Genomic DNA, 18,402 nt, shown 5'->3' with positions numbered 1-18,402 from the left:
GAAGATCTTGTCAAGCCCCCCACCCGAGTCACCCCTGCCCCCAAGCCCTACCACGCGTCGTCCGTCTGTGCACGCGCGTCGTCCGTCTGTGCACGCGTGTCGTCTATCCATGCACGCGTGTCGTCCGTCTGTGGACACGAAGTGCCCGAGCGCGGAACACGAGGTGCGCGGGTGCGGAACACGAGGTGCGCGAGTGCGGAACACGAGGTGCCCGAGCGTGCGACACGAGGCACGCGAGTGTGGGACACGACGGACCCGGGTGCGGGACACGGGGCACGCGGGTGCGGGACACGGGGTTTCGCCGTGTCCCACACTCCGGTAGCGCGTGTCGACCACTCCGGTAGCGCGTGTCCCACGCCCGCGCGCCGCGTGTCCCACGCTCGGGTAGCGCGTGTCGACCATTGGGTGCTGGGCGGTGAAACTCAGGCGGTCAGGTGACCCCGGGAAGTCGGCACGCGTGCCCGAGGAGTCGGCACGCGTACCTGAAGGGTCGGCACGCGTACGCCGATGGACGACACGCGTACCTGGACGGACGACACGCGTGCACAGGCGGACGACACGCGTACGTGGATGGACGACACGTGTGCACAGATGGACGACACGCGTGCCTGGACGGACGGCGCGCGGGTGGGGTGGGTGGGGTGGGGTGGGTTAGGCGTCGGGGGTGGTGGGGAGGGCTTGGGTGAGGGCGGCGTCGGGGCCGTTCGAGAGGAGGGTGCGGAAGCCGGGCTCGTCGAGGATGGGGACTTGGAGCTGGACGGCTTTGTCGTATTTGGAGCCGGGGGCGTCGCCGACGACGAGGAAGGCCGTCTTTTTGGAGACCGAGCCCGCGGCTTTGCCGCCGCGGGCCATGATGGCTTCTTTGGCTTCGTCGCGGGAAAAGCCGGGGAGGGAGCCGGTGACCACGATGGACAGGCCTTCGAGGTTGCGGGGGATGGACTCGTCGCGCTCCTCGACCATGCGGACGCCCGCGCGGCGCCACTTGGTGACGATGTCGCGGTGCCAGTCGACGGCGAACCACTCGACGACCGCGCGGGCGATCGTCGGGCCGACGGTGTCCACCTCGGCCAGCGCTTCCTCGGTCGAGTCCTCGATGACCGTCAGGGAACCGAATTCGCGGGCGAGTGCCTGAGCCGCGGTCGGGCCGACGTGGCGGATGGACAGCGCGACGATGACCTTCCACAGTGGACGGTCCTTGGCCGTCTCCAGGTTGGCCAGCAGCTTGGCGCCGTTGGCCGAGAGCTCGCCCGCCATCGTGCGGAACAGCTCGACCTGGAGCAGGTCTTCCTCGGTGAGGTCGAAGATGTCGCCCTCGTCGGCGACGACGCCTGCTTCGAGCAGCGCGGCGGCCGCGGACTCGCCGAGTACCTCGATGTCGAACCCGCCGCGACCGGCCAGGTGGAAGATGCGCTGGCGGAGCTGGGCCGGGCAGGCCTGCGAGTTGGGGCAACGGATGTCGATGTCGCCCTCCTTCTGCGCCGCCAGCTCGGTGCCGCACGAGGGGCACACGGCGGGCATCACGAACTCGCGCTCGGCGCCGGTGCGCGCGTCGGCGACCGGGCCGAGCACTTCGGGGATCACGTCGCCCGCCTTGCGCAGGATGACCTTGTCACCGATCAGGACGCCCTTGCGCTTGACCTCTTCCTGGTTGTGCAGGGTCGCCATCGAGACCGTCGACCCGGCGACCGTCACCGGCTCCATCACGGCGAACGGGGTGACGCGGCCGGTGCGTCCCACGTTGACCTGGATGTCGAGGAGCGTGGTGACGACCTCCTCCGGCGGGTACTTGTACGCGATCGCCCAGCGTGGCGCGCGCGAGGTGGAGCCGAGCCGCCGCTGCAGCGAGACGTCGTCGACCTTGATGACCACGCCGTCGATCTCGTGCTCGGCATCGTGCTTGTGCTCACCCCAGTACTGGATGTGCGCCAGCAGGTCCTCGCCCGAGGTGATCACCTTGCTGTGCGTGGAAACCGGCAGCCCCCACGCGGCCAGCGCTTCGTACGCCTCCGACTGACGCACCGGCTCGAAGCCCTCGCGCCTGCCCAGGCCGTGACAGATCATCCGCAGCCTGCGGGACTTGGTGATCTTCGGGTCCTTCTGCCGCAACGACCCGGCCGCCGTGTTGCGCGGGTTGGCGTACGGGGTCTTGCCGGCCTCGACCATCTTCGCGTTGAGCTCCAGGAAGTCCGAGACGCGGAAGAACACCTCGCCGCGCACCTCGACCAGCGCGGGCACCGGGAACTCGGCGGTGCCGGTGAGCTCCTCCGGCAGCCCTTCCAGCGTGCGGATGTTGAGCGTGACGTCCTCGCCGGTGCGCCCGTCGCCGCGCGTCAACGCCCTGGTGAGCTTGCGGTTCTCGTACAGCAGGTTGATCGCGAGCCCGTCGATCTTGAGCTCGGCCAGATACCGCGTCGGCCCGATCTCCTTCTCCACCCGCTCGGCCCAGGCCCGCAGCTCATCGGCGGTGAACACGTTGTCCAGGCTCAGCATGCGCTCGAGATGGTCGTGCGTGGCGAAGTCGGTGGAGAACGTGCCGCCGACGTTCTGCGTCGGCGAATCCGGCGTCTGCAGCGAGGGGTGCTCGTCCTCGATGCGCTGCAGCTCGCCGAGCAGCTCGTCGAACTGGCCGTCCGACACGATCGGCGAATCCAGCACGTAGTACCGGAACTGATGCCCGGTGATCTCCTCCGCGAGCGCGGCGTGGCGCTCGCGGACGTCGGCGGGAACGTCAGCGGGGATCTCGGCGGGTTCGGTGCTCACAGTGGGTAAGACTAGTCGTCCCCACCGACAGTTTCGGCGAGGCCGCGCACCAGGTCACGGAACTCCAGGAGGGTGATGGCGCCCTGCGGCTCGGCCTCGGCGGTCTCCACGCGGCGTAACCGTTCGGCGGCGAGCCGCTCCCCCAGCGCCGCGTCGAGCGGCAGGAAAGTCAGCGTCGACCGGGTCTCGGCGTCCAGCGACGCGAACACCGGGTGGTACACCGCCACGTCCACAACGGACTCGTCGACCTGGGCGACCACGCGCACGTCGGCCAGCGAGATCCGGTGCTGCGCGATGTTGACGGTCACCTCGGCCGGGTCGGGCACCGGCGGCACGGAGTCGTGGTACTCCCAGATCGCGTCCTCCGGCGGCGCCGCGGCCTTCCACGCGTCGGTGTACGGCCGCAGCGCCGGGTCCTCCTGGCCGGTCAGGACCAGCGAGTAGATCGCGCGCTGTCCCCGGTCGAGCGAGAAGTGCAGGTCCGGGTGCAGCAGCGCGACCGCCTGGCACAGGTCGTGCTCGACCCGCTGCGGCTCGCGCTCGCCCAGCGCGGCGCTGATCAGCGGCAGCAGCTCGAACCAGCGCGTCCAGAACGCCACGGCCGCCGCGTCGGCGTCGGCCGGGATCTCCTGCTCGGGCCACGCCGTGCGCGGGTCGGGGACGTCTTCGGTGCGGTTGCGGCGGAAAAAACCCATGGGTACCTGGCTACCAGGTTTCCGGCGGCTCGACGAAAGCTTTGCCGAGATCGCGGGTGAGAGCGAGCGCACGCCGCATCCACTCCGGCTTCGCGCCCGCGAGACCGCAGGTCGGCGTCGGCACCGCGCGCTCGGCGAGGATGCGCCGGTTGAACCCGAGCCGGTCCACCAGCTGCAACGCGGGCCCGGCGACGTCACGCAGCTTGACGTCGGTGCCCGGATCGGTCGACGGCACCAGCCCGAGGAAGAAGCTGACGCCGCTGTCCCAGGCCTCGCCGAGGTCGTCGAGCAGCGAGGCGGGCGAACCACCCAGCAGGGTGGCGTCGATGGCCAGCGCGCCCGCGCCCGCCGAGCGCAGCAGTGCGACCGGCGGCCGCGCGGCGCAGCAGTGCAGGACGACCGGCTGCCCGGTGATCTTCTCGGCGCCTTCGATCACCTGCGCGAGCAGTTCGCGGGCCTCGGGCTCGGGCACCGACCGGACCGTGCCGTAGCCCGAAGGCGTCGGCAGCGAGCCCGCCAGCACGTCCGGCAGCGACGGCTCGTCGAACTGGACGACGATCGGGGCGCCGGTCCGCTTCGTCAGCTCGGCCACGTGCGCGGCGAGGCCCTCCAGCAGCGACGACGTGAAGTCGCGGACGGCACCGGGGTCGGTGAGCACGCGATGCCCGCGCGCGAGTTCGATACCGGCGGCCAGCGTCCACGGGCCCGCGAGCTGGGTCTTGAGCACCGGCGGGGTGAGGCCGGTCTTCTCGCGCGCCTCTTCGAGCGCGTCGAGGTCGTAGCGCAGCAGGTCGACACCGCGCCGGTGCTCGTGCCCGGCGTGCGGCGCCACCCGGTAGCCGCTCGGCACGGTCTCGACGGCGAGGTCGACCAGCAGCGACGCGGTGCGCCCGATGATGTCGGCGCCGAGCCCGCGCGCGGGCAGTTCAGCCAGGTGGGGGAATTCGGGAAGCTCACCGAAGACGACGGCAGCGGTTTCAGCGGGGTCGACGCCCGGCATCGACCCGATTCCGGTGGCCGCGCCAGCGGACCAAGGTTGCACAGTCACTCGCACAGTGTGGCAGTACCCGTGACACGGACATTGGGCGCATTTCTCTTTCTTGGCTCCACTTTCGGTGTGGCACTACTACGCTGACCTGCTATGACGAGCACCCCGCCGCCTCCCGGCTGGTATCCCGATCAGCAGAACCCCAAGCAGGTCCGCTGGTGGGACGGACAGGTCTGGACCGCGAACACCCGCAGCGCGAACGACGCCGAGGTGATCGAGCTGGACATCGAGCGCCAGCACGACCCGGGACGCATCCAGCAGCAGGCCGCGAAGGGCACGCAAGGCCGCGCGGGCGCGCACCAGGGTGGCGGAACGCTGTTCACCGAGCCGGTGCTCGTGGTCAACCAGCGCGCCAAGCTGATCGAGATGGCCAACGAGTTCGGGGTGTTCGACCAGAACGGCAACCGGCTCGGCGGCGTGGTGCAGGTCGGGCAGAGCACGCTCAAGAAGGCGATCCGCCTGCTCACCAACTACGACCAGTTCCTCACGCACAAGTTCGAGGTCCGCGACGCCAACCACAGCACCGTGCTGAAGGTGACGAGACCGGCGAAGGTCTTCAAGTCGCGCTTCCTGGTGACCCGCGCCGACGACTCACCGATCGGCGAGATCGTCCAGGAGAACATGATCGGCAAGATCCGGTTCTCGTTCCTGGTCAACGGGCAGAAGGTCGGCGGCATCCAGGCGGAGAACTGGCGTGCCTGGAACTTCTCGATCAAGGACCACACCGAGACCGAGGTCGCTCGGGTGACCAAGACCTGGGGCGGGTTCATCAAGGCCGCGTTCACCACCGCGGACAACTACGTGGTCGAGATCCACCGGCCGCTGCAGGATCCGCTGGCCAGCATGGTGGTCGCGACCGCGCTGACCATCGACACCGCGCTCAAGCAGGACGACCGCTAGGCCGTGTTTCTCGGATCTCGTTCGATGAGAGTCGAGATCCAGGTGGTTCCTGGCGGCGGCGCGGGACCATCCTCGTACCGGGGTTGTACTCGGATGGTTCCGCGCCGCCGCCAGGGGCCGCCTGGGCTCGGCTATCGCGAACACGGATCCGAGAAACACGGCCTAGTGACGTGCGTCTCAAGGTAGCGCCATAGCGGCGTTTCCCGGCCCATGGTGAAGGGCACGAGAGACAAAGGGGTCGCCGTGGAGCTGCTGGAAGACGACAACACCCGCCACTGGGCCGAGCCGGGCGTCTACGCCGTGGCGCCCGGCGTGTACCGGATCCCGCTGCCGTTGCCGCACGACGCGTTGCGCGCGGTCAACGTCTACGCCATCACCGACGGGTCGGAGCTCGCGCTCATCGACTCCGGCTGGGCGCTCGACGAGGCGCGGGAGCTGCTTTCGCTGGGATTGAAGGCGATCGGCGCCGATCTGGCCGACATCGGGCAGTTCCTGGTCACGCACGTCCACCGCGATCACTACACGCAGGCCGTCGCGCTGCGGCGAGAGTTCGGCAGCAAGGTCGCGCTCGGCGAGCACGAGGAGCCGTCGCTGGCGCTCGCGGCTGACCCGGAAGTGTTCGGCATGAACGGGCAGATCGAGCTGCTGCGCCTGCACGACGCGCAGCCGGTGATCGAGGAGCTGGGCCGGTTCTTCGGCGACGCGAAGCGCACCGACCTCGACCTGTGGGAGTACCCCGACGAATGGCTGGCACCCGGGCGCCGCTCGGTGCTGCCGGGACGCGAACTCGACGTCATCCACACGCCCGGGCACACGGCCGGGCATGTGGTGTTCGACGACGGCGCGGCCGGGCTGCTGTTCACCGGCGACCACGTGCTGCCGCACATCACCCCGTCGATCGGCTTCCAGCCGGAGCCCACCGCATTGCCGCTTCGCGACTACATCGGCTCGTTGAAGGTGGTCAGGGCGCTGCCGGATCGCCGGATGCTGCCCGCGCACGGCGCCGTCTCCCCCAGTGTCCACGCGCGCGCCGACGCGCTGCTGGAGCATCACCGGGACCGGCTGGAGAAGATGGGCGGCAAGATCCTGGCGGGCGCGAGCACGGCGTACGAGGTCGCGCTCAGCCTGGGCTGGACGCGACACGAGCGCAAACTCGGCGACATGGACGCCTTCAACCAGATGCTCGCCGTGCTGGAGACCGCCGCGCACCTGGATCTGCTTGCCGCGGACGGAAGACTGCGTTCGTCCGATGTGGACGGTGTGCGGCACTACTCGGCCTGAGCGACGAGCAGCGGCTGGAAGAAACCGCTGTCTTCCGGTTCGACCCAGCGCAGGTCCGTGAACCCCGCCTCGGCGACGAGGGGGCTCAGCTGCGCGCGGGTGATGGCCCAGTAGGTCATCTGTCGCGTGTGGACGGTCCAGGTATCGCCGTCGGGCAGCAGCTGGAAAACCTCGGCGTCATAACGCTCGCCGTCGTCGTGCCAGTGCCAGAGCTGGAACGTGATCGCGCGGCCGTCCGCGGCGTGCTTGACCGACGGCGGCTGCGAGCCGGGCCTGGTCCCGTCGTACGGCCGGGTGCTGATCAGCAGCCCGCCGCCGGGCTTGAGCACGCGGCGCATCTCGGCGAGACCGGCACGCATCTCGTCCGGAGTCGTCAAGTGCGGCAACGAGTTGTCCGCGCAGACCACGGCCGCGAAAGTGCCGTCACCGAACGGCAAAGCACGCATATCGGCGGCGGCGAACGAAACGCGCACGCCCCGTTGCGCGGCCTCACGCCGGGCGCGCGCGACCGCGACCGGGCTCAGGTCAGTGCCGACGACTTCACGCCGCCGCAGCGCGAGACCGAGCGACTGGGTGCCGATGCCGCACGCGCAGTCGAGCACCAGGCCGTCCGGCAGGAACCAGTCGAGCGCCTTCGCCTGGCGGGCCATGCTGGCGTCCCAGTCGGCGTACAGGAGGTCGTACGTGCCTGCGAGGTCGTCGTAAAAGCCCCTGGTCATGGCTTGTAGTTTGACACCGTGATCGAGATACGACGAGCCACCGAAGCCGACCTCGAAGCCATCGTGCGGATGCTCGCCGACGACCAGCTCGGCAGCACCCGCGACTCGGCCGAGGACCTCACGCCGTATCTGAAGGCGTTCAAGGAGATCGAAGCCGACCCCGCGAACCTCCTGGTCGTCGCGGCCGACGGCGCGGAGGTGGTCGGCACGCTGCAGCTGACGATCATCCCCGGGCTGGCGCGAAGCGGCGCGCTGCGCGGACTGGTCGAAGCCGTGCGTGTGCGCTCGGACCAGCGCGGCAAGCGCGTCGGTGAGCAGCTGATGCAGTGGTCGATCGACGAGTCACGCCGCCGCGGTTGCGCGCTCGTGCAGCTCACGTCCGACAACAAGCGCGTGGACGCGCACCGCTTCTACGACCGGCTCGGCTTCGTCGCCAGCCACACCGGCTTCAAGCTGCTGCTCTAGCGTGTGGCGCGGATCTTCGCGCTGCCGAGCACCAGGTCGCCGCGGTAGAGCACCACGACCTGGCCCGGCGCGACGCCCTTGAGCGGCTCGCGGAGCTGGATGGTCACGTCGTCGCCGTCGGCCTCGGCGACCGCTTCGACGATGCCGCCGTGCGCGCGGACCTGGATGGTGCACTCGGTCGGGCCGTCGAGCGGCCGCTCGCTCGGCCAGATCGGGCGGTCCGCCTCGATGACATCGACGCCGAGGTTGTCCGCCGAGCCGACCTTCACGGTGCCGGAGACGGGCTCCAGCGAGAGCACGTAGCGCGGGCGGCCGTCGGGCGCGGGCGCCTCGATGCCGAGGCCCTTGCGCTGGCCGATCGTGAAGCCGTGGACGCCGGTGTGCTGGCCGAGCACGGCGCCGGTCTCGGCGTCGATCAGCTGGCCGGGCGCCTGGCCGAGGCGCTTCTCCAGGAAGCCCTTGGTGTCGCCGTCGGGGATGAAGCAGATGTCGTGGCTGTCTGGCTTGTTGGCCACGGACAGGCCTCGGCGGTCGGCCTCGGCGCGGACGTCGGTCTTCCACGAGTCGCCGAGCGGGAACATCGAGTGGCGCAGCTGCTCGGGGGTCAGCGAGGCCAGCACGTACGACTGGTCCTTGCCGACGTCGACGCTGCGGCTGAGCGAAGGCACACCGTCCTCAATGGACAGCTGGGCGTAGTGCCCGGTGGCGACCGCGTCGAAGCCGAGCGCCATCGCCTTGTCCAGCAACGCCTCGAACTTGATCTTCTCGTTGCAGGTGACGCACGGGTTGGGCGTGCGGCCCGCGGCGTACTCGCCGACGAAGGTCTCGATGACCTCCTCGGTGAACCGCTCGGCGAAATCCCAGACGTAGAACGGGATGCCGAGGATGTCCGCCGCGCGGCGAGCGTCGTGCGAGTCCTCGATCGTGCAGCAGCCACGGGACCCCGTGCGCAGCGTGCCCGGCTTGGCGGACAGCGCGAGGTGCACGCCGACGACGTCGTGCCCGGCGTCGACGGCCCGCGCGGCGGCCACCGCCGAATCCACTCCCCCGCTCATCGCGGCCAAAACGCGCATTTCCTACACCTCCTGCTTTTGTTTACGCATACCTGCGAGACCAGCTTGCCTTGCTCTCGTGACGACGCCACCGATTTCCCGTGCGACGGCTTCGACGTCGGCGCGGGTGGACGTGTGGCCCATCGAGAACCGCAGCGAACCCCGCGCGGCCATCGGGTCGGCGCCCATCGCGAGCAGCACGTGGCTGGGCTGGGCGACGCCGGCGGTGCACGCGGAGCCCGTCGAGCACTCGATGCCCTTGGCGTCGAGCAGCATCAGCAGGCTGTCGCCCGCGCAGCCGGGGAACGTGAAGTGCGCCGTGCCGGGCAGCCCGTCGCGGTCGCCGTTGAGCACCGCGTCCGGCACCGCGCGCAGCACCGCGCCGACCAGCTCGTCCCGCAGCTCGGCCAGCTCGAGCGCCTTCTTCTCCTGCTGGTCGACGGCCACGCGGACGGCCGTCGCGAAACTGTGGATCGCGGGCACGTCGAGCGTGCCCGAGCGCACATCGCGCTCCTGGCCGCCGCCGTGCAACAGCGGGACACAGGGCGTGTCGCGCGCGAGCAGCAGCGCGCCCACTCCGTACGGCCCGCCGAGTTTGTGGCCGGTCAACGTGAGCGCGCTCGCGCCGCTAACCGCGAAATCGACGGGAACCGCGCCGACCGCCTGGACGGCGTCGGTGTGCAGCGGGATGCCGTGCTCGGCGCAGATGGCGGCCAGCTCGGCGATCGGGTTGACCGTGCCGACCTCGTTGTTGGCCCACATGACGGTGACCAACGCCACAGTCGAGGGGTCCTCGTCGATGGCGGCGCGCAAGGTCTCCGGGCTGACCCGGCCGTGCTCGTCGACTTCCAGCCAGGTGATCTCGGCGCCCGAGTGCTCGACCAGCCATTCCACGGTGTCCAGCACGGCGTGGTGCTCGACGGCGCTGGCCAGGATCCGGGGCTTCTCGCGTGCCCAGAAGATACCCTTGACCGCGAGATTGTCGCTTTCGGTGCCACCGGCGGTGAAGATCACCTCGGACGGCCGCGCGCCCAGCGAAGCGGCGATGACCTCGCGGGCCTCCTCGACCATCCGGCGGGCCCGCCTGCCCGAGGAATGCAGCGACGAGGCGTTGCCCACTGTGGACAGCGCCTCGGTCATCGCCGCTATGGCTTCGGGCAACATGGGGGTCGTCGCCGCGTGGTCGAGATAGGTCATCGCCCACCCAGGATAGTCGCACCTGGCTCAGGCTTTTTCCGGCCACCGCCCGGTGAGGAAAACACCCGAACAGGCGATGCCGATGGTGATCATCGCGAGCACGGCCACCGCCGGTCCCGGATGCTCCGCCGAGGCCAGCGCGGCCAGCAGCACGCCGCCGACGCCGATCAGCAGCGCCGAGCCCACCCAGTCGACCAATTGCAGTGCCGAGGTGTTGAATCCGCGCTCACTTTCCGGCGAATAGCGGTACAAAAGCACCGAAATGGCGGGCATCGCGATGCCCATTCCGGCGCCACCGATGGTGCAGACCACGAACGCGATCCAGCCGGGCAGCCACGGCTGGCTGACCATGAGGAACCCGACCAGGCCGAACGCGACCAGCCCGAACCCCACCCGCAGCGAGGTCTCACGCGACCAGTCCGGGTACCGGCCCTGCACCGCCGAGCCCGCCGACCAGCCGAGCGCGGTCAGCGTCAGCGGCAGCCCGGCCATCGACGGGCTGTAGCCGTGCACGGTGGACATGGTCAGCGGCAGGAAGGCCTCCATCGAGGCGTACGCGGCGGCGATCAGCCCGCGCGAGGCGACCACGGTCGGCAACCCGCGCCTGCCGCTGAGCGTCCCGGCTGGGAGCAGCTTCCGCAGCGCGACGGCGAGCACGACCAGCGCCGCGGCGCCGTAGCCGAGCGCGAGGGGCGACGGGTGCTGCGCGGCCCAGCTCAGCGCGGCGATCCCGAGCGCGGTGGCGACCGCGGCGGGCACACTCGCGCGCGCCTGCCGTTCGCCGGGCACGTGCGGCGGGAGCCGCCGGGCGACCACCACCAGCATCGCGGTCCCGACCGCCACGAACGGCACCAGCCCGAGGAACACCCACCGCCAGCCGAAGTGGACGGTGACCAGCCCGGCCACGAACGGCCCGACCACCGCGGGCAGCACCCAGGCCGCCGCGGTCGCCGCGTACATCACCGGGCGCTCGCGGTCGGTGTAGGTGAGCGCGATCAGCAGCGAGTACGCGACCAGGAAGAACCCGGAGCCGAGGCCCTGCAGCACCCGCCCGGCGAGCAGCGTGGCCATGTCCTGTGCGCTGCCGGCCACCAGCAGGCCCGCGACGAAGACGACCAGCCCGCCGAGCAGCGCGGGCACCGGGCCCTTGCGGTCACCCAGCCGTCCGGACAGCACGGTCGCGACGACACTGGCGACCAGGAAGCCGGTGAACGGCCACGAGTACAGGCTCTGCCCGTGCAGCGCGGCGACCATGGTCGGCATGGCGGTCGCCACACCCATCGCCTCGAACGCGACCAGCGTCACGAGGAGCAGCAGTCCGGCTGTGGTGACGCGGTGCTCAGGCGTCCACAGCACGCCCTTCTTGGGTGGTGCCCCCAGTGTGTCGGTCATGGCCCTCAGCCTGGTACCTCGACCTGGGTGGAGGTCAAGCGGGATAAAGCGGGCTTTATCCCGGGCGCTTTTCCCGGGATAAAGCCCGCTTTATCCCGTTCTTGCCCCTAGCGGGAGGCGAGCACCTTGCGCGCGGCGCGGCGGCGGGCCGGGATACGGACGGTGCCGAGCGCCGAGTGCACGGCGGACTCGGCGAGCGCGGCGAGTTCGCGGCGATCGACCGCGCGGCCGGGCGCGATCTCCGGGCAGATGAACAGCTCCAGCACCAGGCCGCGCAAAGCCGCGACCCGGCTCAGCGACGCGATCAGCGACTCCGGGCCGATGAACGCCGGGCGGCTGGTCTCCCGGCCGTCGGCGAGACGGAAGCGCAGCGCGATCGGGCGCACCGGCACACCGCCGTCGATGGCCGCCTGGAACGTCGCCGTCGTGAAGCGGCCGGAAGCGAGGCCGCACCACGTCGTGCCTTCGGGCGTGACGCTCACCAAGGATCCGGAACGCAGTGCCTCGGCCAGCTCGGCCATGGTCCCCGGAAGCGTCGAAAGCCGTTCCCGGTCAAGGAAGATGCTGCCGCCCCGGCGGACCAGGGTGCCCAGCAGCGGCCACGACGCGATCTCCTTCTTGGCCAGCGCGCGCATCGGGCGGACCGCGTTGATCGCGACGATGTCGAGCCACGAGATGTGGTTGTTGACCACCAGCGCGCCACGGCCCGCGGCGAAGTCGTCGGCGCCGTGCACGAGCAGGCGGACGCCGAACGCGCGCAGCACGCCGCGGAAGATCAAGCGCACCAGGCGTTCGCGGGCCGCGCCGCGCAGCGCGAACATGACCGGCGCGGCCAGCAACGCGAGCAGGAGCACGCCGATCGCGCTGCCGAACCGGAAGATCCGGCGCGGCAGCGAGACCGTCGGCTCGCCTTCGGTCAGGCATCCGTCGCCGCAGGGCGACGTCGGCATGTACGCGTGCCTCATTGGACACCTAGGAAGAACTTGAGGTAACGCTCGTCGATCTTCTGCAGGTCGAGCAGCACGAAGAAGTCCGCGACCCCGAAGTCCGCGTCGAGCGCGGGCGCGCCACAGACCTGGGCGCCGAGGCGCACGTACCCCTTGATCAACGGCGGCAGCACGGACCGCGCCGGTCGCTCGATGCCGTCCGGATTCCACGGATGCAGCGGCGAGACACGCAGCGAGTCGGGCGAGAAGTGCTTGGTACGCAACACATCCCACACGCCGGCGGCGTAGCTGCCACCGTCCACGAGCGGCACGGAGGCGCAACCGGCGAGGTAGCGGTGACCCGAGAGCAGCATGTAGCGCGCGATGCCCGCCCAGACGAGGCTGACGACGGCGCCGCTGCGGTGATCGGGGTGCACGCACGAGCGCCCGGTCTCGACCAGCGACGGCCGCAGCGGGGCCAGCGCGGTCAGGTCGAACTCACCGTCCGAGTACAACTGTCCGGCCGAGACGGCCCGCTCGGGCGGCAGCATGCGGTAGGTGCCGACGATCTCGCCGGTGTTGTCGTCACGGACGACCAGGTGATCACAGAACTCGTCGAAGCGGTCCACGTCCAGCCCGTCGACGAGCGAGTTGAGCCGCGCGCCCATCTCTTCGGCGAAGACCTGGTGGCGAAGTCTTTGCGCGGCAAGGACTTCGGCGTTGTCGTTGGCTACGAGAAGTGAATACCGGGGCGCATCGGCCGGGAGCTCGACACCCGCCTGATCAGTGCTGACGAGTAGCTGTGACGACGTCATGCCATAGGTGTACGCCTGCCTTAGAAAAGGCTGAGAGAGCGATCCGATGGCCGGTCCATGCACTTCGGGTTAATTGCCGGTACTTGATAAAGGAAATGGGGCGGTCCCGTTAAGGAACCGCCCCATCCAGATGAACGCCCGGGTCAGCCCTTGCGGGCCGCGACCGCCTCGGTCAGCTGCGGCGCGACGTTGAACAGGTCGCCCACCACACCGAAGTCGGCGATCTCGAAGATCGGCGCCTCCGCGTCCTTGTTGACCGCGATGATCGTCTTCGAGGTCTGCATGCCGGCGCGGTGCTGGATCGCGCCGGAGATGCCGAGCGCGATGTACAGCTGCGGCGAGACCGTCTTGCCGGTCTGGCCGACCTGGAACTGCGCCGGGTAGTAGCCAGAGTCGACGGCCGCGCGCGACGCGCCGACGGCCGCGCCGAGCGAGTCGGCCAGCTTCTCGACGACGTCGAACTTCTCGGCCGAACCGACACCGCGGCCACCGGAGACGACGATCGACGCCTCGGTCAGCTCGGGACGGTCGCCGCCGACCAGCGGCTCGACGCCGACGATCTTCGCGGACTTGGCCGCGTCGACCGCGGGCAGCTCGACGGCCTCCTCGGCGGCGGCGCCCTCCGCGGGCTCCGCCTCGACGCCACCGGGGCGCACCGAGATGATCGGGGTTCCCTTGGCGGCCTTGGCCTTCACGGAGAACGCGCCACCGAAGATGGACTGCTCGACGGTGCCGTCGGAGTTCACGCCGACGACGTCGATGAGCAGACCGGAGTCCAGGCGCGCGGCGAGGCGGCCCGACACCTCCTTGCCCTCGGCGGTGGCGGCGACCAGCACGGCGGCCGGGGAGGCCTGCTGAGCCAGCTTGTGCAGCGCGTCGACCTTCGGGGTCACCAGGTACGAAGCGGCCTCGTCGGACTCCGCGACGTAGACCTTGGCGGCGCCGTAAGCAGCGAGCTGCTCCTTCACCTTTCCGGCGGTGCCGGGCGAACCCACGACCACCGCGGACGGCTCACCCAGCGCGCGAGCGGCGGTCAGCAGCTCGAGGGTGACCTTCTTGACCGCGCCGTCGGCGTGGTCGACGAGAACGAGAACTTCAGCCATGTTGTGTCAACTCCCTCAGATGAGCTTCTGACCGACGAGGTACTCGGCGACCTTCGTGCCGCCGTCGCCTTCGTCCTCGACCCGCTGCCCCGCGGTGCGCGGCGGCTTCGGCGAGGCTTCGACGACCGACGACCACGCGTTGCCGAGGCCGACCTCGCCCGCGTCGACACCGAGGTCGGCGACGGACAGCGTTTCGACCGGCTTCTTCTTGGCGGCCATGATGCCCTTGAAGGACGGGTACCGCGGCTCGTTGATCTTCTCGGTCACGGAGACCAGCGCGGGCAGGCTCGCCTCGAGGTGCGTGAGGCCCTCGTCCGCGGTCTCGCGCTTGACCTTGACGGTGGTGCCGTCGACGGTCAGCTCACGCGCGTGGGTCAGCTGCGGCAGGCCCAGCAGCTCGGCGACGATCGCCGGGACGGCGCCACCGCGGCCGTCGGAGGCCTCGTTGCCGGCGATGACCAGGTCGACGCCCTCGACCTTGCGGACGGCGGCGGCGATGACCTTGGCCGTGGCCAGCAGGTCGGAGCCGTGCAGCGCGTCGTCGGAGACGTGGATGGCCTTGTCCGCGCCCATGGAGAGGGCCTTGCGGATGGCGTCGGTGGCACGCGACGGGCCGACGGCGAGCACGGTCACCTCGCCTTCACCGGCTTCCTTGATCTTGAGCGCCTCCTCGACGGCGCGCTCGTTGATCTCGTCGAGCACCGCGTCGGCGGACTCACGGTCGAGTGTGTGGTCGGACTCGGACAGCTTGCGCTCCGAGTAGGTGTCAGGCACCTGCTTGACCAGGACAACGATGTTCGTCATGGGTCTTCTTCGACCTCCCGCTATTACGAAGCTCTGCTTCGGCGAAGGTTATGGCCTTTGACGCCTGCTGGGAGCCCCTAGGTGACCTCATTCACCCCTAAGCGCTGTTTACCGGGACTATCGTCCCATTAGTCTCGCGTACCGCCCATCGGAACCGATCCGGTAACCCGGTTGGAGCAACACTGGGCTACACGGAGTAGGCCGTTAGGGGTTAACCTCCCTGCCCATGCCCGCCCACGTCGCTGTGATCACGGACTCCACCGCCTGCCTACCCGATCATCTGGCCGCCCAATGGGGTGTCGCCGTCGTGCAGGTCCAACTGCAGGTCGGGAAGGCCATGGACGACGAGCACCGGGTCGGCAGACAGGACCTGATCGAGGCCATGAAGGGGGGAACGCCGGTCGCGACGGCGCCGCCGGACACCGGCGCGTTCTTCTGGGCGTTCCAGGAAGCCGCGAGCTCAGGCGCCAGTTCGGTGGTAAGTATCCATCTGTCGGGACGGATGTCCGCGACCGTCCAAGCCGCCCGTGAAGCCGCGGGCCAGGTGCGCATCCCCGTCCACGTGCTGGACAGCCAGACGACCGGCATGAGCCTCGGCTTCGCCGCCATTTCGGCCGCGCGGGCCGCGGGCGCGGGCGCGCAGGCGCGGCGGGTGATCGACGCCGCCGAGCAGCGATTCCGCACCAGCACCGAGTTCATCTACGTCGACACCCTCGAATACCTGCGCCGCGGCGGCCGGATCGGCGGCGCGCAGGCGTGGATCGGCACGAAGTTCGCCATCAAGCCCGTGCTGACCGTGCGCGGCGGCGAGGTCGCGCCACTGGCCCGCGTTCCCGGCGCCCGGCGGGCGATTTCGAAGATGACCGACCTGGCCGTCGCCGCAGCGGGCACCCGGCCGGTCGACATCGCGGTCACCCGCTTCGGCTCGGACGAGCGCTTCGCGGAACTGTCCGCTGACCTGGTGAAACGCATCCCGAACGTGCACGAGAGCCACCTCGTCGAGGCCAGCGCGATCATCGGTGCCCACGTCGGGCCCGGCGCGCTCGGCATCACCGTCTCGCCCGTTGGCGGCTGACCACCCGTTCGCCCGCCCCGAAAACCCTTGCCGTGCTTGGCGGTTCGGCGCTACCTTGGATTATGACCGGATGACCGACTTTGGTCATCTGGTCAACAAGTCAGGGGGTATGCGAACATGCCGTATGCCAGAACCATCGAAGGACCGGGCGGACCGGATCCTGGACGCGGCGGCCTCACTGCTGATCCGTTACGGCTACCGCAAGGTGACCGTCGAGGACGTCGCCAGGCAGGCGGGCATCGGCAAGGGCACCGTCTATCTGCATTGGCGCACCAAGGAAAAACTGTTCGAAGCCGTGATTCTGCGTGGCTACATCGAGCTGGCGGGCGAACTGCTCGACCGGGTCAGGGAAGATCCGGCCGAGGTCGTGCCGCACCGGTTCCTGCGCGCGTCCTATCTGGCCACCATGCGGCGCCCGCTGATGCTCGCGCTGCTCACCGGCGACAGCAGTGAGCTGCTCGGCTCACTGAAACGCGATTCCTCTTATCAGGCACAGGAAACAGTGGTCGGCGACCGCTTCGCGACGATGATGGCCGAGCGCGGCCTGATCCGGCCGGACGTCCCGCACGTGCAGTTCGCGCTGCAGGCCGTCGGCGCCGGTTTCTACCTCGTCGACAACGTCAGCGAAGACGGCAGCGGGCTGACACTGGAGGCCAAGGCCGACCTGCTGGCGTACACGGTGCGCAGTGCTTTCGAGCCTGCCGAACCGGCGGACCCGGCCTCCGTGGCCTCGACCGCCGCCGAGCTGGTCACGCTGCTCGAAGGCTTGCTTTCCATCTACCACAAGGGAATTTACGCCGAGCCCGGCTGATCGCCGGTGCGTCGGCGTGGACAAGGGGAGAACGATGACCACCACACTCGCCGACAACTGGGGCGTCCACGAAGCACAGTTCTGGCTGCGCGGGAAACAGCCGGAAAAGCGCGTCGAGTTCAGTGAGAAGTCCGGGATGTGGAACGTCTACGGCCACCAGGAGGCGTTGCGGATCCTCGCCGACCCGGCCACCTTCTCGTCGGACTTCCTGCGCGTCGTGCCCGAGGGGACCTTCCCCGACCAGGACAAGGACGCGCTCTCCGCGGGCAACCTGATCCAGCTCGACCCGCCGATGCACACCAAGCTGCGCAAGCTGGTCAGCCACGCCTTCACCCCGAAGGTGGTCGCCGACCTCGAGCCGCGTATCGCCAAGGTCACCACGGAACTGCTCGACGCGGTCGGCGGCGCCGGACGGCTGGAGCTGGTCGAAGACCTCGCCTACCCGCTGCCGGTCATCGTGATCGCCGAGCTGCTGGGCATCCCGGCGAGTGATCGCGCGCTGTTCAAGGGCTGGGTCGACAAGCTGCTCGACAACGACGACGAGTTCTCGCTGAAGGAGCCGACCGAAAAGCAGCAGAAGCGGCTCAAGGACACGATGGAGGTGCGCCAGCACCTCATCGACTACATCACCGGACATGCCGACGAGCGCCGGAGCCGTCCCCGCGAGGATCTGCTCACCAAGCTCATCGAAGCCGAGGTCGACGGCGAGAGCCTGAGCCCGGTCCAGGTGGCGAACTTCGCGAACCTGCTGCTGGTCGCCGGGCACATCACCACCACCATGCTGCTCGGCAACACGATGCTGTGCCTCGACGCGCATCCCGGGGAGTGGGAGAAGGCACGCGCCGACCGGTCGACCGTGCCCTCGGTGATCGAGGAGTCGCTGCGGTTCCTCAGCCCGTTCGCGGCAGTGGCGAGGGTCACCAACACCGAGGCCGACTTCGGCGGCACGGTCATCCCGCCGGACCAGATGATCATGGTCTGGGTGGCCGCCGCCAACCGCGACGAGCGCACGTTCACGAACCCGGACACCTTCGTCGCCACCCGTGACCCGAACCCGCACCTGGCGTTCGGCCGCGGCGTGCACTTCTGCCTGGGCGCGCCGCTGGCCAGGCTCGAAGGCCGGGTCGCGCTGAACCTGCTGCTCGACCGGTACCCGGCGCTGCGCTCCGACCCGGACGCCAGGCCGGAGTTCCAGCCGAGCCCGAACATGACCGGCGTGCGCAAGCTCCCGCTACTGGCCGGCTGACGAACGGGATAAAGCGGGCTTTATCCCGGGCGCTTTTCCCGGGATAAAGCCCGCTTTATCCCGTCTTGGACCCGTGCCGTGCGGGAGGGCCAGCGCGAGCCACCGGGATGTGG

Annotated in this window: 17 protein-coding genes; 6 read left to right on the top strand and 11 right to left on the bottom strand. The window is 69.7% G+C overall.

What is annotated here, in order from left to right; all coding sequences use genetic code 11:
• Positions 1-651: 651 nt before the first annotated feature.
• Genes ligA through BLV57_RS35595 form a run of 3 tightly spaced genes read right to left on the bottom strand, consistent with a single transcriptional unit; the run spans position 652 to position 4,503 of the window.
• Positions 652-2,760: an NAD-dependent DNA ligase LigA gene (gene ligA, locus BLV57_RS35605; RefSeq protein WP_091297108.1), complete on the bottom strand. Its 2,109-nt coding sequence runs from the start codon at positions 2,758-2,760 to the stop codon at positions 652-654.
• A gap of 11 nt (positions 2,761-2,771) precedes the next feature.
• On the bottom strand, positions 2,772-3,455 hold the full coding sequence (locus tag BLV57_RS35600; protein WP_091297106.1) for a hypothetical protein: 684 nt from the start codon (positions 3,453-3,455) through the stop codon (positions 2,772-2,774).
• 10 nt (positions 3,456-3,465) lie between these two features.
• Positions 3,466-4,503: a uroporphyrinogen decarboxylase/cobalamine-independent methonine synthase family protein gene (locus tag BLV57_RS35595; protein WP_091297104.1), complete on the bottom strand. Its 1,038-nt coding sequence runs from the start codon at positions 4,501-4,503 to the stop codon at positions 3,466-3,468.
• 93 nt (positions 4,504-4,596) lie between these two features.
• Between BLV57_RS35595 and BLV57_RS35590 the strand changes: the two genes are divergently transcribed.
• Positions 4,597-5,403, top strand: coding sequence for an LURP-one-related family protein (locus tag BLV57_RS35590; RefSeq protein ID WP_091297102.1), 807 nt, complete (start codon positions 4,597-4,599; stop codon positions 5,401-5,403).
• 243 nt (positions 5,404-5,646) lie between these two features.
• A complete protein-coding gene (locus tag BLV57_RS35585) occupies positions 5,647-6,684 on the top strand; it encodes an MBL fold metallo-hydrolase (RefSeq protein WP_091297552.1) in 1,038 nt (345 codons plus the stop codon).
• Here BLV57_RS35585 and BLV57_RS35580 read toward each other — a convergent pair.
• A complete protein-coding gene (locus tag BLV57_RS35580; RefSeq protein ID WP_091297099.1) occupies positions 6,672-7,403 on the bottom strand; it encodes a class I SAM-dependent methyltransferase in 732 nt (243 codons plus the stop codon). The two genes, BLV57_RS35585 and BLV57_RS35580, sit on opposite strands and share 13 nt — an antisense overlap.
• Before the next feature lie 18 nt (positions 7,404-7,421).
• On the opposite strand from BLV57_RS35580, the gene BLV57_RS35575 reads away from it, so the two are divergent.
• Positions 7,422-7,868: a GNAT family N-acetyltransferase gene (locus BLV57_RS35575; protein ID WP_425426065.1), complete on the top strand. Its 447-nt coding sequence runs from the start codon at positions 7,422-7,424 to the stop codon at positions 7,866-7,868.
• On the opposite strand, the gene mnmA is transcribed toward BLV57_RS35575, so the two are convergent.
• The 7 genes from mnmA to BLV57_RS35540 all read right to left on the bottom strand — a co-directional run bounded on the left by mnmA (position 7,865) and on the right by BLV57_RS35540 (position 15,157).
• The gene (gene mnmA / locus BLV57_RS35570; protein WP_091297096.1) at positions 7,865-8,941 is read right to left on the bottom strand and encodes a tRNA 2-thiouridine(34) synthase MnmA; all 1,077 of its coding nucleotides are present in this window, start codon (positions 8,939-8,941) and stop codon (positions 7,865-7,867) included. The two genes, BLV57_RS35575 and mnmA, sit on opposite strands and share 4 nt — an antisense overlap.
• 3 nt (positions 8,942-8,944) lie before the next feature.
• Complete coding sequence (locus BLV57_RS35565) at positions 8,945-10,117, bottom strand: cysteine desulfurase family protein (RefSeq protein WP_091297094.1); 1,173 nt, start codon at positions 10,115-10,117, stop codon at positions 8,945-8,947.
• 27 nt (positions 10,118-10,144) lie between these two features.
• Entirely contained in the window at positions 10,145-11,509 is a 1,365-nt protein-coding gene (locus BLV57_RS35560; protein WP_091297091.1) for an MFS transporter, read from the bottom strand.
• A gap of 107 nt (positions 11,510-11,616) precedes the next feature.
• Complete coding sequence (locus tag BLV57_RS35555; protein ID WP_091297088.1) at positions 11,617-12,474, bottom strand: lysophospholipid acyltransferase family protein; 858 nt, start codon at positions 12,472-12,474, stop codon at positions 11,617-11,619.
• Positions 12,471-13,250 (bottom strand): GNAT family N-acetyltransferase, encoded by a 780-nt coding sequence (locus BLV57_RS35550; RefSeq protein ID WP_091297085.1) that lies wholly within the window; start codon positions 13,248-13,250, stop codon positions 12,471-12,473. Before BLV57_RS35550 ends, BLV57_RS35555 begins: the two co-directional genes overlap by 4 nt.
• 143 nt (positions 13,251-13,393) lie before the next feature.
• Positions 13,394-14,353, bottom strand: coding sequence for an electron transfer flavoprotein subunit alpha/FixB family protein (locus tag BLV57_RS35545; RefSeq protein WP_091297084.1), 960 nt, complete (start codon positions 14,351-14,353; stop codon positions 13,394-13,396).
• Between the two features lie 15 nt (positions 14,354-14,368).
• Positions 14,369-15,157: an electron transfer flavoprotein subunit beta/FixA family protein gene (locus BLV57_RS35540; RefSeq protein WP_091297081.1), complete on the bottom strand. Its 789-nt coding sequence runs from the start codon at positions 15,155-15,157 to the stop codon at positions 14,369-14,371.
• 226 nt (positions 15,158-15,383) lie between these two features.
• On the opposite strand from BLV57_RS35540, the gene BLV57_RS35535 reads away from it, so the two are divergent.
• The 3 genes from BLV57_RS35535 to BLV57_RS35525 all read left to right on the top strand — a co-directional run bounded on the left by BLV57_RS35535 (position 15,384) and on the right by BLV57_RS35525 (position 18,289).
• Positions 15,384-16,232, top strand: coding sequence for a DegV family protein (locus BLV57_RS35535; RefSeq protein WP_091297079.1), 849 nt, complete (start codon positions 15,384-15,386; stop codon positions 16,230-16,232).
• Between the two features lie 124 nt (positions 16,233-16,356).
• Complete coding sequence (locus BLV57_RS35530) at positions 16,357-17,043, top strand: TetR/AcrR family transcriptional regulator (protein WP_091297076.1); 687 nt, start codon at positions 16,357-16,359, stop codon at positions 17,041-17,043.
• Between the two features lie 34 nt (positions 17,044-17,077).
• Complete coding sequence (locus tag BLV57_RS35525) at positions 17,078-18,289, top strand: cytochrome P450 (RefSeq protein ID WP_091297073.1); 1,212 nt, start codon at positions 17,078-17,080, stop codon at positions 18,287-18,289.
• Positions 18,290-18,402 lie beyond the last annotated feature (113 nt).

It is taken from the genome of Amycolatopsis xylanica, from assembly GCF_900107045.1.
GTDB lineage: Bacteria > Actinomycetota > Actinomycetes > Mycobacteriales > Pseudonocardiaceae > Amycolatopsis > Amycolatopsis xylanica.
This window is presented reverse-complemented; position numbering and strand designations above follow the sequence as displayed.